The 12,582-nt window shown below is 70.1% G+C and carries 14 protein-coding genes and 1 tRNA gene; 12 read left to right on the top strand and 3 right to left on the bottom strand.

The features are described 5' to 3' along the window. Positions 1-364: 364 nt before the first annotated feature. The 8 genes from GJ633_RS08730 (at position 365) to GJ633_RS08765 (ending at position 5,185) form a co-directional block, all read left to right on the top strand. A complete protein-coding gene (locus tag GJ633_RS08730; RefSeq protein ID WP_156588510.1) occupies positions 365-607 on the top strand; it encodes a SelT/SelW/SelH family protein in 243 nt (80 codons plus the stop codon). Positions 608-650: 43 nt separating this feature from the next. After that, the gene (locus GJ633_RS08735; protein ID WP_156588511.1) at positions 651-1,181 is read left to right on the top strand and encodes an NADPH-dependent FMN reductase; all 531 of its coding nucleotides are present in this window, start codon (positions 651-653) and stop codon (positions 1,179-1,181) included. 74 nt (positions 1,182-1,255) lie between these two features. Then, entirely contained in the window at positions 1,256-1,777 is a 522-nt protein-coding gene (gene hjc / locus GJ633_RS08740) for a Holliday junction resolvase Hjc (RefSeq protein WP_321168988.1), read from the top strand. Between the two features lie 118 nt (positions 1,778-1,895). Next, positions 1,896-2,882 (top strand): serine/threonine-protein kinase Rio1, encoded by a 987-nt coding sequence (rio1, locus tag GJ633_RS08745; protein WP_156588512.1) that lies wholly within the window; start codon positions 1,896-1,898, stop codon positions 2,880-2,882. A 157-nt stretch (positions 2,883-3,039) separates the two neighbouring features. Beyond that, the gene (locus GJ633_RS08750; RefSeq protein WP_156588513.1) at positions 3,040-3,582 is read left to right on the top strand and encodes a KH domain-containing protein; all 543 of its coding nucleotides are present in this window, start codon (positions 3,040-3,042) and stop codon (positions 3,580-3,582) included. Between the two features lie 90 nt (positions 3,583-3,672). Continuing rightward, positions 3,673-4,587: a tetratricopeptide repeat protein gene (locus tag GJ633_RS08755; protein WP_156588514.1), complete on the top strand. Its 915-nt coding sequence runs from the start codon at positions 3,673-3,675 to the stop codon at positions 4,585-4,587. Further along, a complete protein-coding gene (locus GJ633_RS08760) occupies positions 4,588-4,887 on the top strand; it encodes a DUF424 domain-containing protein (protein ID WP_156588515.1) in 300 nt (99 codons plus the stop codon). Between the two features lie 10 nt (positions 4,888-4,897). Continuing rightward, positions 4,898-5,185, top strand: coding sequence for a hypothetical protein (locus GJ633_RS08765; RefSeq protein WP_156588516.1), 288 nt, complete (start codon positions 4,898-4,900; stop codon positions 5,183-5,185). A 109-nt stretch (positions 5,186-5,294) separates the two neighbouring features. On the opposite strand, the gene GJ633_RS08770 is transcribed toward GJ633_RS08765, so the two are convergent. Together GJ633_RS08770 and GJ633_RS08775 are read right to left on the bottom strand one after the other, a co-directional pair. Continuing rightward, complete coding sequence (locus GJ633_RS08770; protein ID WP_156588517.1) at positions 5,295-6,581, bottom strand: DUF2157 domain-containing protein; 1,287 nt, start codon at positions 6,579-6,581, stop codon at positions 5,295-5,297. 156 nt (positions 6,582-6,737) lie between these two features. Continuing rightward, positions 6,738-7,850 (bottom strand): alanine--glyoxylate aminotransferase family protein, encoded by a 1,113-nt coding sequence (locus GJ633_RS08775; protein WP_321168989.1) that lies wholly within the window; start codon positions 7,848-7,850, stop codon positions 6,738-6,740. A gap of 209 nt (positions 7,851-8,059) precedes the next feature. On the opposite strand from GJ633_RS08775, the gene GJ633_RS08780 reads away from it, so the two are divergent. Together GJ633_RS08780 and GJ633_RS08785 are read left to right on the top strand one after the other, a co-directional pair. Then, positions 8,060-10,402: an amino acid permease gene (locus GJ633_RS08780; protein WP_321168990.1), complete on the top strand. Its 2,343-nt coding sequence runs from the start codon at positions 8,060-8,062 to the stop codon at positions 10,400-10,402. Positions 10,403-10,457: 55 nt separating this feature from the next. Beyond that, entirely contained in the window at positions 10,458-10,892 is a 435-nt protein-coding gene (locus GJ633_RS08785) for a universal stress protein (RefSeq protein ID WP_156588518.1), read from the top strand. A 4-nt stretch (positions 10,893-10,896) separates the two neighbouring features. On the opposite strand, the gene GJ633_RS08790 is transcribed toward GJ633_RS08785, so the two are convergent. Beyond that, positions 10,897-11,154, bottom strand: coding sequence for a hypothetical protein (locus tag GJ633_RS08790; protein WP_156588519.1), 258 nt, complete (start codon positions 11,152-11,154; stop codon positions 10,897-10,899). A gap of 146 nt (positions 11,155-11,300) precedes the next feature. Here GJ633_RS08790 and GJ633_RS08795 point away from each other — a divergent pair, with 146 nt between their 5' ends. Together GJ633_RS08795 and GJ633_RS08800 are read left to right on the top strand one after the other, a co-directional pair. Then, positions 11,301-11,957 (top strand): hypothetical protein, encoded by a 657-nt coding sequence (locus GJ633_RS08795; protein ID WP_156588520.1) that lies wholly within the window; start codon positions 11,301-11,303, stop codon positions 11,955-11,957. 65 nt (positions 11,958-12,022) lie between these two features. Continuing rightward, a tRNA-Lys gene (locus tag GJ633_RS08800) sits at positions 12,023-12,096 on the top strand. The last annotated feature ends 486 nt before the right edge of the window (positions 12,097-12,582 follow it).

Genomic DNA, 12,582 nt, shown 5'->3' on the forward strand with positions numbered 1-12,582 from the left:
AACTCCCGGCACCTCGCTGTGGTCCTCAGTCCGCTCACTCGGTTCGCTCCCTGCGGTCCTTGCGTCGGTGGGTTCGTTCTCACGCCTGCCCCTTGAGCCCCACCCGACTCGCACCGCGACCCGCACCTCACGCCTCCCCAGCCTCGCGGTTCGCGCTCGTCCGAGCGCTCACCGCGTCCCTCGCGCTCCGGTCGCGGGCCGGAGGCCCGCTCCCGGGCGCGCCACCGCAATCATTCGTTCTCTCACCTGTATCGAGTGAATCGCCGGACCGAAGAACGGATCTGAGAACCGTTGTATGACCTCTTCCGAAGATACCGATCTTCGGACGACCCTTTAACTCCGTCCGGCCCCAACGATCGGGGTGATGACCCGTGTCGAGATCGAGTACTGCGTGCCGTGCGGCCTGTTGAATCGCGCACAAGACGTCTCGGGGGCGATCCTCGAGCAGTTCGGCGAGCAGATCGACGAGGTCGCGCTCGTGACCGGCGACGACGGCGTGTTCGTGGTCCGCGCGGACGGCGAGGTGGTCTTCGACAAGACCGAAGACGAGTACGACGTCGACGCCATCGTGCGAGCCGTCCGGCCGTACGTCGGTGCGACCGCCTGAGGCGACTCGGCGCGCTTTTGCGTCCCCCCCTCGAAGTCGGGACATGACCCGAGTCGTCGCCATCTCCGGTAGCCGGCGAACGGAGAGCACCACCCGCACCGCGCTCCGCGTGGCGCTCGACGCCGCGGCCGACGCGGGCGCCGAGACGGCGTTGATCGACCTCGGAACGGTCGACCTCCCGCTGTATCACCCCGACGAGGACGAGCAGGGCGACAGCGAACGGCTCCGCAGACGCGTCCGCGAGGCCGACGGCGTGCTCGCCGGGACCCCCGTCTACCGGGGGTCGTACTCCTCGACGTTCAAGAACTTCCACGACTTCTGCGGCTCCGAGGAGTACGAGTACACCGCGGTCGGCCTGCTCGCCACCGCCGGCGGCGGCTCCTACGGCGGGACCCTCGAACACCTCCGGTCGACGTTCCGGAACGTCCACGCGTGGACGGTTCCCCACGAGGTCGGGATCCGGAACGCGTCGTCTGTCGTCGACGACGGGCGGATCACCGACGACGATATCCGGCAGCGCACCGAGCGGCTGGGGCGGGTCGTCGTCGAGCACGCCGAGCGACTCCGTCGGTGAGCCGGTCTCACGAACCCCCGGACCCGCCGGGCTTTTGACCGCCTCCCGTCTACGACCGACGATGACCGAACCGGGTGACGACGATCGTGTCCGCTAACCGAAAGGGCGACCGCCGCGAGCGGGAGCTGGTCAACGCGTTGAACGACGCGGGGTTCGCCGTGATGCGCGCGCCGGCCAGCGGCTCGGCGACCGATCGGGAGCTGCCGGACGTGCTCGCCGGCGACGGGGAGACGTTCTACGCGATCGAGGCGAAAGCGAGCGCGGGCGACCCGATCTACCTCGACGGCCGGGAGGTGGAGGCGCTGTTGTTCTTCGCACAGAACTTCGGCGCGAAGGCGCGGATCGCGGTGCGGTTCGACCGCGAGGACTGGTACTTCTTCCACCCCGGCGACCTCTACACCACCGACGCGGGCTCGTACCGCGTCAAAAAGGAGACCGCGATCGCCGAGGGGACCGACTTCCCGGAGTTCGTCGGCGAGACGGAGAAGGTGACGCTCGACGAGGTCGGCGTCGACCCGGACGAAGAGCGCCGGACGGTGCTGGAGGCGGTCCGAGACGGGCACATGTCGGTCGAGGACGCGATCGACGTGCTGTGACCCGTGACCGGTCGTCGCGAGTGGCCCGTGACCGGTCCCGCCGACCCCGAGCGGGCCGCCGCGACGGGCGCGTGTCGACCCCCTCGCTTATCACTCGCGGCGTCGAACCCCGAGACGAATGAGCGAGGAGTTCGTCCTGCTCGAACCCGAAGACCAGCCCGGCGACGAGTGGGAACAGCTCGACGTCTCCGACACGGAGGCCGACCGGATCGCCCGCCGACAGGACCGGGAGTTCAGCGAGTTCCGGGAGCGCGTGAAGGACACGGAGCAGTTCAAGCTGCAGGAGTCGGTGTTCGACGACGCGACGCTGGCGGCGATCTACAAGCTGGTGCAGGACGGCTACGTCGACGCCTTCGGCGGGCCGGTGTCGACCGGCAAGGAGGCGAGCGTCTTCGAGGCGCTCGGCGGGCAGGCGGGCGAGCGGCCCGACCCCGGCTCCGCGGCCGCCGGTGGCGGTCCGGAGGGCGTCACGCCCGAGCGCGAGGTCGCGGTGAAGGTCTACCGGATCAACTCCTCGAACTTCCGGCAGATGCGCGAGTACCTGGAGGGCGACCCGCGCTTCGAGGGGATCGCGAGCGACAAGAAGGCGGTCGTGCTGGCGTGGACCCGCAAGGAGTTCGCGAACCTCGAACGCGCGCGCAAGGCCGGCGTGCGCGTCCCCGAGCCGATCGCCGTCCAGCGGAACGTGCTCGTGATGGAGCTGGTGGGCCACGCCGACGACCGCGCCCGCCGGCTCTCGGAGGTCGACGTGGAGAACCCCGAGACGGCCTACGAGGTCGTCCGCGAGTACATGCGCCGGCTCTACCGCGCGGGGCTGATCCACGGCGACCTCTCGGAGTACAACATGATCATCCACGAGGGCGAGCTGGTGATCATCGACCTCGGCCAGGCGGTGACGGTCCACCACCCGAACGCCGGCGAGTTCCTCGACCGCGACTGCGAGAACGTGGCTACCTTCTTCGGCCGGCAGGGGATGGCGGTCGACGCCGACGCCCTCAGGGCGTACGTGACCGAGCCGGAACCGGACCCGAGCGGGGAACCGGACCGAAGCGGGGAACCGGAGCCGAGTGACGGACCGAATCCGAGCGACGCCCCCGACGAGTGACCCCGCGCCGTCGTCGCGTTCGGATCGGATCGGGCCGATATCGATCACGCGCTCAGACGCTCGATCACGCGCTCAAACGCCCGGAGAGCCGCGGTAGACGGCCACACACCGCTCGCCGCGGAACACGTTTAAAAGGCTTCGCCGGGTACCCGAACGTATGCAACACGTGACGGTACCGCAGGACCGGATCGGCGTCGTCATCGGCGCCGGCGGCGAGACAATGCGGGAGATCGAAGACCGCGCGGACGTCCGGCTCGACATCGACTCCGAGACGGGCAGCGTCGCCATCGAGGAGGCCGGCGATCCCGTCGCCGAGATGGTCGTTCCGGACGTGATCAAGGCGATCGGGCGGGGATTCACCCCCGAGACGGCGCTGTCGATACTCGACCACGACCTCCGGACGCTCGACCTGATCGACCTGGCCGAGCACACCCGCAACGACAACGACCTCCAGCGACAGAAGGGCCGTATCATCGGCGAGAACGGGCGGACCCGCGAGCTGTTAGAGGAGCTGTCGGGCGCGAACGTGGTCGTCTACGGAACCACCGTCGGCGCGGTCGGCCAGCCCGAAGAGCTGGAGGTCGTCCGCCGGGCCGTCGGGATGCTGCTCGACGGCGCCCCCCACGGCGCGGTGTACGCGTACCTCGAACGGATGTCGAACGAGCTCGACGACGACGTGAGCTTCCAGTCGCCGGGATGACGGACGAGTCCCCTGGATAACGGACGAGACGGATCACCACGGGCGCGTCTCGACGCAACCCTTACGCGTCGCGACCGCCAACCCGGACGTATGACCGACGAGCGCGACGACGACCGCCACGAGTTCTCCGCGGGGCAGGGCGTCGACGCCGACTACGACGCGTTCAGCCTCGAACCCCCGGAGCTCGGCGACGACCCGGGCGCGGTCGACCCTGTCGACTCGCGGGTGCTGACCGACGAACTCGACCGGCGCAACATCGGGAGCGACGACGTCGACGTCGAGCAGCTCATCGACGTCGGGCTCTCGTACATGGGGATCAACCGATTCGAGGAGGCGACGGAGACGTTCGAACGTGCGGCCCGCTTCGCCGAGGAGGACTCGCTCGAGGCCCAGGAGGCCTGGGTGAACAAGGGCGCGGCCCACGCCCAACTGGAGGAGTTCGACCAGGCGATCGGCGCCTACGAGGAGGCGCTGCGGATCGACGACGACTCCGAACACGCCGCGACCGCCGAGACGAACCTCGCGTACGCGCTCTGGGAGTCCGGTCGGGGCGAGCAGGCGCTCGAACACGCCGAGCGCGCCGTCGAGACCGACCCGCGCTTCGCCGAGGCGTGGTACAACCGGGGGTTCCTGCTCGTCGAGCGGGGGCTCGCCGAGGACGCCGTGACCTGCTTCGACAACGCGATCCGGCTCGGCTACCGCGACGCCGACGTGTTAGAGGAGAAGGCGCGCGCCTTAGAGGAGGCCGGCGAACACGAGCAGGCCGAGGAGGTCGCCGACCGCGCCGAGGAGCTCCGCCGCGAGACCGAAGAGCAGTTGATCGAAGAACAGACCGGACAGGCGCCGGGGGCGGGCGGCCAGGGCGGTCGCGACGGTCAGGGCACCACCGGAGCCGGCGGCCGACCGGGCAGCCGGGACGGCCGGGGCGGCCAGAGCGGACGCGGGAGTGGCGGCGGCGAGCAGTCGGAGCGCGAGCTCCAGGGCGAAGGGCCCGAGGGCTTCTAGATGCTGCTCCGCGAGCGCGAGACGTCGGAGGGGACCCTCGTCTCCGTCTGTGACGCCGACTGCCTCGGCGAGACCTACGAGGAGGGGCCGGTGACGCTCACCGTCACCGAGGAGTTCTACGGGGGCGACGAGGCCGTCGAGGCGACCGCCGAGGAGGTCGTCGCCGGCCTCCGCCGCGCGCAGGTCGCGAACATCGTCGGCACCCAGGCCGTCGCCGTCGCCGTCGAGGCGGGGCTCGTCGACGAGGAGACGGTGTTGGAGTTCGAGGAAACTCGACACGCACAACTGCTCTGGCTGTGAGCGCCTCCGTATGAAGCGACTCACGAGGGACGAACTGGCGGAGCGGCTGGATCCCCTCCCGCCGTCGGACGCGTTCTGGCGCCGCGCGATCGAGACCGGACGCGCCTCTATCGGCGTCGGGCCGGAGGCGGTCGCCGGCGAGGGAGAGAGACCGACCGCGGAGCCCGCGGCGACCGGCCCTCTCGCCACGGGCGACATCGTCGACGTCGGCGATCGCGCGTTCGTCGTCGTCGGGGTCGAGGAGACCCGATCCGGCGGCCGACGATATCGGATCGAACTGGTCGACGAGCCGGCGTAGTCTCGAACTGGTCGACGAGCCGGCGTAGTCTCGAACTGGTCGACGAGCCGGCGTCACGCCGGCCGCCGTCGGAGTCGCGTTCGGCCACCGGCCCCCTCCGCGTGTCCTTTCACCCGATCCGCGCGAGCACCGCCCGTCGCCCACGCTCCGCGCCGAGCCCCGCGACGAGCAGGATCAGTCCGGCCGCAACGAGCGCGATCGAGCCGGAGACCGCGTCGGCGACCGGCCCCACCAGGAAGGCGACGATCCCGAGCACGAACCCGAGCGTCGCGGCGTTCGCCAGCGACGCCTCCCGGAGCCCCACCGCTCCGACGACGAGCGAAAACACGCCGGCGAGCAGACAGCCGAGCGCGACGAGCGCGCCCGCGAACGACTCCAGCGTTCCGGCGGCGCTCCACGCGGTCGCGACCGCGAGCGGCCCGACGACCGCGGGAACGACGGCGTACCTCGCCCGCCGATCGCGGCCGGCGCGCCGAAGTCCCGACCGCGGCCGCGAGACGGCCGCCGCGGCAACGAGGAGCGTTCCACCCCCGACGGACCCCCACGGCTGCGAGCCGGTCGCGACGAGCGGTACGACGGCGACGACCGCGAACGTCCCGCCGGTCCACCGGAGCGTGCCCGCGAACCGCGGGATCGACGACACCGTCGCGTCGTCAGCGCCGGGCACCCGATCCCCGATTCCGCCGCCCGCCAGGAGCCCGGCGGCGTACGCGACGCCTCCGTAGACGCCGACGAGGAGGACGGCGCTCTCCGACCCCGTCGCGGCGACGACGGCCGCCGCGCCGAGGACCGACGCCAGCGCACCGATCGGCCGCGAGTCGATCCGCGCAGCGACGACGACGGCGACCGTGACCCACGCGCCGACCAGCCACGGCTCCGCCGCGTCGGGGTCGACGGGAGCCGCCAGCTCGGCGAGTTGAAAGAGGCTCACGCCGGTGAAAAGCGCCGCGAGCAGCCACAGCCCGTGTGCGGTTCGCGGCGAGGTTCGCTCGAAATTCGCCGCGCCGGCCGCCGCAGCGGCCGGGACGCCGACGAGAACGACCGCGCGGACGGCGGCCGGGATCGACTCCCAGCGTTCGATCAGGAAGGCGGCGACGCCCGCCGCGACGAGCACGCCACCCATCAGCGCCAGCGCGACGACGATCCGGTTCTCGCCGAGGAGACCGCCGGCGTCGGCGGCGGCAGCAGCGGTGTCGGGCTCGTGGGCGAGTTCCGTCGCCGACTCCGTTGGCTCGGTCGATTCCGTTGACTCGGTCGACGCCGCTGCCTCCGTAGACTCTCCCGCGTCCGGCGTCGTCACGTCTTCGAACTCGCGGATCCGGGCCGCGGTCGCGTCGTCGATAATTCCCTCGTCGGTCCAGCGGTCGAGGGCATCGCGGAGGGCGTCGGCGTCCATACGCCAACAGTCCGCGTGACGGCTCAAGAGCGTTGTCCCGGGACGAACCGAGACAGCTCGGTCCAACTGCAGGAGCCGGGTGGATGACGGGCCGGGAAGATGGCGGACCGGGAAGATGACGGGCCGGGAAGATGACGGGCCGGGCAGATGACCCGTCTACAGGTCCGCGACGTCCTCGATCGCGTCGGTGAGCTCTTTGACGCTCTCGACGGTGTGCTCGCCCATGTGCCCGATGCGGAACGTCTCCTCGCCGAGCTGCGAGCCGTAGCCGTTCGAGAAGGCCATGTCGTACTCCTCGCTCACCTCCGCGATAGTCGCGGCGACGTCGATCCCCCGCGTGTTCTCGATACAGGCGACCGTCTGGGACTCGTACCCCGCCTCGGGGAACATCGCGAAGTGCTCGTCGGCCCAGTCGTGGACGTACTCGGTCATCTCGCGGTGACGCCGGTCACGGGCGTCGTGGCCCTCCGCCAGCATGTGTTTCATCTGCTTGCGGTACGCCAACATTATCGGGATCGCCGGCGTCGAGTGGGTCTGGCCCTTGCGGTCGTAGTAGTCGATCGTCCGCCGGAAGCCGCCGTACCACGAGGAGTCGCCCTTCTCGACCTCGCGGTCGTAGGCGTCGTCGCTGACGACGCAGACCGCCAGCCCCGGTGGCATCGCGAACGCCTTCTGCGTGGACGCGAAGATGACGTCGATGTCGTGGGCGTCGATGTCGACGTAGTCGCCGCCGAGCGCGGAGACGGCGTCGACGACAAAGTACGTGTCCGGGTAGTCGGCGATCACGTCGCCGATCTCCTCGATCGGGTTGCGGACCCCCGTCGAGGACTCGTTCATCACGGTCGCGACCACGTCGTAGTCCTTGTCGCTCGATTCGAGGCGCTCGCGGATGTCCGCGGGCTTGACGGCCTCGCCCCACTCGTACTCCAGCCGGTCGACGTCCTTCCCGAGCCGCTCGGCGACGTTGGCGTGGCGCTCGCTGAAGCTCCCGCAGGTGGGCACGAGGATGTGCTCGTCCACGAGGTTGAGCGTCGAGGCCTCCCAGAACTCGGTGCCGGAGGCGGTGAGGATCACGACCTCGTTGTCGGTGCCGAGGAACTCCTTCGTGTCCTCGACGATGGTCGTGTACAGGTCCGTCATCCGGTCCATCCGGTGGCCGAACATCGGTTCCGCCATCGCCTCGATCACGTCGTCGCGGACCTCGGTCGGCCCCGGGATGTACAGGGTCTTGTCGTCGTAGTCGCCGGTGTATTCGCGGTTTGTCGTCACTGGGTCCACCTTACCGTACACCGTATCGGCCGCGAGTATGGACCTTGTGGTCCGGCCGCGCGGACCGAGCGCTTGCGGCTCCCTCCGAGGCTCCTCGCGGTCGGCGATCGCGGGGAGACGGACCGGATCAACCGGGTTTATACGACCGGAGGGTAGATAGGAGGTATGACACACGCCCCGGGAGTCGCAACCGTCCGAGGTGGGACCGCGTGAGCGGCGACGAGGAGCTCGCGAAGGACCTCGGGCCGCTGGCGGCGCTCACCATCGGGATCGGCACCATGATCGGTGCGGGGATCTTCGTGTTGCCCGGGACCGCGGTCGCGCGGGCCGGGCCGCTCGCGGCGCTTACGTTCGTCCTCGGCGGCATCATCGCGCTGTTCACGGCGCTTTCCGCCTCCGAACTTGGGACGGCGATGCCCAAATCCGGCGGGGCGTACTTCTACGTCAACCGGGCGCTCGGCCCGCTGTTCGGCTCTATCGCGGGCTGGGCGAACTGGCTCGGACTCGCGTTCGCCTCCGCGTTCTACATGTACGGCTTCGGCGAGTACGTCAACGCCCTCGTCGGGCTCGGACCCGTCGGACTCGGACCGGTGACGCTGGAGGCCGCACAGGTGATCGGGTTCGCCGGCGCGCTGCTTTTCATCGCGGTCAACTACTTCGGCGCGAAAGAGACCGGCGGCCTCCAGATCGTCATCGTCATGTCGCTTCTGGGGATCCTCGCGGTCTTCACCGTCGTCGGGCTGCTGAACGCCGACATGGAATCGCTGCGGCCGTTCGCGCCGCCGGGGACGACGAGCCAGGTCCTCCCGGTGACGGGGATCATCTTCGTCTCGTATCTGGGATTCGTCCAGATCACCTCCGTCGCCGAGGAGATCAAAAACCCCGGGCGGAACCTCCCGCTCGCGGTCCTCGGGTCGGTCGTCATCGTCACGGTCGTGTACGCGCTGTTCCTGGTCGTGTTGCTCGCGGCGGTGCCGAACGAGCTCGTCGCGAACAACGAGACTGCGGTCGTTGACGCCGCCCGCCTCCTCTTCGGCAACTACGCGGTGTTCGGCTACTCGCTGGGCGCCGTCGGCGCCGGGATGCTGCTCGTCGGCGGGCTGCTCGCGACCGCCTCCTCGGCGAACGCGTCGATCCTCTCGTCGTCGCGGATCAACTTCGCGATGGGCCGCGAGAAGATCGTCACCCCGACGCTCAACGAGATCCACGACCGGTTCGGGACGCCCTACAAGTCGATCGCGCTCACCGGCGGGCTCATCCTCGTGTTCCTCCTCGCCGGCGGCGTCGAGTCGCTGTCGACGATGGGCTCCGTGCTCCACCTGATCGTCTACGGCCTGCTCAACCTCGCGCTCATCGTGATGCGCGAGTCGGGCGTCGAGGGGTACGACCCCGACTTCGAGGTCCCCTTCTACCCGTTCGTGCCGATCATCGGCACGATCTCCTCGTTCGCGCTGATCGTGTACATCGACCCGACGATCATCCTGTTCTCGGCCGGGCTCGTCGCCTTCGCTACGGTGTGGTACCTGGTGTACGCCCGCGAGAAGGTGACGGCGCGGGGCGTGTTGGGCTCGTGGGTGCTCGACCGGTCCGACACGCTGCCCAAGCCGGCGGTGTCGGCGGCCACCTCCGTCCAGCCGAGCGGCGGCGACTACCGCGTGATGGTGCCGCTCGCGAACCCCGCCACCGAAGAGCACCTGATCACGCTGGCGTCGGCGATCGCGAAACAGCGCGACGGGACGGTCGTCGCGGTCAACATCGCCAACGTCCCCGACCAGACGTCGCTGGAGGCCGCCCGCGACCGCGGCGCGCACGACGCCGCCCGCGACCTGCTCGACCGCGCGAAAGACGACGCCGAGACGTTCGACGTCGACGTCGAGACGCACGTCGTGCTCTCACACCGCGTGTTCGAGGAGGTGTTCGACGCCGCGCGCACCTACGGCGCCGACCTCACCGTGATGGGGTGGGGCGAGGACTCCCACGGGGCGCCGGGACGCGCCGAGTCCGCCGTCGACGAGTTGGCGTACGCGCTCCCCTCGGACTTCCTGGTGTTCCGCGACCGCGGGTTCGACCCCTCGCGAATCTTAGTGCCGACCGCCGGCGGCCCCGCCTCCGACCTGTCGGCCGCGGTCGCGAAGATGCTACAGGTCGAGTTCGACGGGGAGATCACCCTGCTGCACGTCGCCGACGACGAGGCGGCCGGGCGGGAGTTCCTCACCGGGTGGGCGGACGCGCACGGGCTCTCGGACGCGACCCTCCGGATCGAGTCCGGCGACGTCGAGGCGAGCATCGAGCGCGCCGCGCGGGACGCGACGCTGCTCATCGTCGGCGCGACCGAGAAGGGGCTGCTCTCGCGGCTGGTCCGCGGCTCGCTCGTGTTGCAGGTGTTAGAGGACGTCGAGTGTTCGGTGTTGCTCGCCGAGAAGCGCAGCGACCGCGGACTCCTCGGCCGGCTGTTCGGCGGCGGGACCGACACCGTCGAGGGGGAGACCGCCGCCGACACCGGTGTCGGTACGGATCCCTCGACGCCGGGCGTCGACGACGACGGGCGGTGACCGTTCGCTCCGTCCCACCGGCACCCTTTACCGCCGGGTCGTCGAAGCCGCACGCATGAGCGTCGACCTCTTCGACACGGTACTCGTACCGATCGCGGACCCCGACGACGCCGCCCGGACCGCACGGGCGCTGCGTCCGTACCTCGACGCCGACTCGGCCGTCATCGTCACGCACGTCGTCCCGAAGGGCGAGGGCGTCCCGGACAAGGCCTCCGTCGAGCAGCGCGAATCGTACGCCGAGGAGGCCTACGAGGCCTTCTTGGCGGAGATCGACGCCGACGTCGGGGAGGTGACGCCGCTGACGCTGTACGGCCGCGACGTCGCGGCGACCATCGCCGACGGCGCGGTCGAGGCCGGGGCGACCGCCATCGCCTTCGTCCCCCGCGAGGCGACCCGCTGGGTGAAGATATTCACCGGCGACGTGAGCAGCCGGCTCGTCTCCGACAGCGACGTGCCCGTGATCTCGCTTCCGGGCGGCGACGACGAGTGAACGCTCACCCCCAGTGCCAGAAGTGGTCGCTCCCGCTCTCCGCGGGGTCGGTCCGCGCCCGGAGGTCCGCGACGTCGGTTTCGGTCGGTTCGCGGTCGCTCGGGAGCCCCTCCACGCAGTCGAAACAGAGGAAGAACTCGGAGCCGTCCGTCAACTCCAGGGTCATCCCCTGCGTCGACTCGAACGCGAAGTTCCACAGGTCGCCGATCCCGCCGGCGATCCTGACGGACCGCTCGCAGACGTCACAGCGCTCCGAGGCCATACCCGGCCTAACGGCTCCGCGATGTAAGGCGTGTCGGTCACGCGAGCGGCGGGGAGCCCGGCCGTGCGAGCGCGGAGCCTCGCGGTCGGGGACGAGATCCGCCCGCGTGCCCGTCGCTTATTATACCCGGACGTGAAGGGACACGTATGACCGAGGACTCACGCGCGGACCGGCGATCCCCCGTGGGCGAGCCCGTGGTGCGGGCGGACCCGGAGGTGACCGGCGAGCGGGCCGCCGAGGCGGTGGGGTTCGACCCGGACGACCCCGAGAGCGTCGCCGAGGCGGCCGAGACGGTGGCCCGCTTCGCGGCGGGTGACGTCGGCGACGAGGACCACGTGCTGATGCTCCGCGGGGCGGCCGCCTGCGCCGCGCTCGTCCGCGGCGTCGGGTCGTACAAGGCGGCGGCCGAGCGCGCCGGCGAGGAGGTCTCCGTGGCGTTCATCCGCAAGTGGGCCCGGGTGCACGACCTGCCGCAGGCGATCCGGCGACAGGTCGCGCGGGGCGCGATCGCGCCCAGCGCGGCGAAACACATCGCGCGGCTCGGCGGCACCGACCGCTACCTGCTCGCGTGGGCGACGATCGACGGCGACCTCACGGTTCGAGAGGTGCGCTCCGTCGCCTCCGCGGTCAACGACGGGACCGACGTCGAGACCGCGGTCCGCGAGGTCGGCGTCGAACTCGGCCGGCTGGACGTCTTCGTCCCCCTCGACACCTACGTCGAACTCCGGCGGCGCGCGTCGAACCGGAACGTCGAGCCCGGGACGGTCGTCGCCGAGGCGCTGGAGCGGTACTTCGGGGAGTGACCTGACCGCCGTTCGCCCCCGCTTCTAAACGTTTATCAGTCGCGTCGACATACCCGCATTCGCTCGGGCCGGTAGCTCAGTTAGGGAGAGCGTCCGGCTTTTAACCGGACGGTCGGGGGTTCGAATCCCTCCCGGCCCGCTGTACCGCCGCGAGCAATACCGCGAGCGGCGGGACTGTGCTGAGGGAGGGATTCGAAGAGACCAGTCGCGCGCAGCGAGCGGATGCGAGCGAGCACGTCTGGACGTGGTTCGAATCCCTCCCGGCCCGTACAATGAGACGGTGAGCGACAGCGAGAGGGAGCCGGCAGGGAGAATTCGAAGGGAACGTTCGCTCGTGAGATGTCTCGTTGAACGCCGATCCGTGCGAACCCCTCCGACTGAAACAGCTGTTAGGTAGGCGTGCTACGAGGACGCTTATTTTGATCGGGGTGGGATCGGTCGGTCTGGGATCGGTTCCGACGCGAACACGGCCAAAGCCCCAGGCGTGAGAACTCCCGCACCTCGCTGTGGTCCTCAGTCGCTCACTCGGTTCGCTCCCTGCGGTCCTTGCGTCGGTGGGGTTCGTTCTCACGCCTGCCCCTTTGAGCCCCACCCGACTGCACCGCGACCGCACCTCACGCCTCCC

It is taken from the genome of Halorubrum sp. CBA1125 (genome assembly GCF_009742825.1).
Lineage (GTDB): Archaea > Halobacteriota > Halobacteria > Halobacteriales > Haloferacaceae > Halorubrum.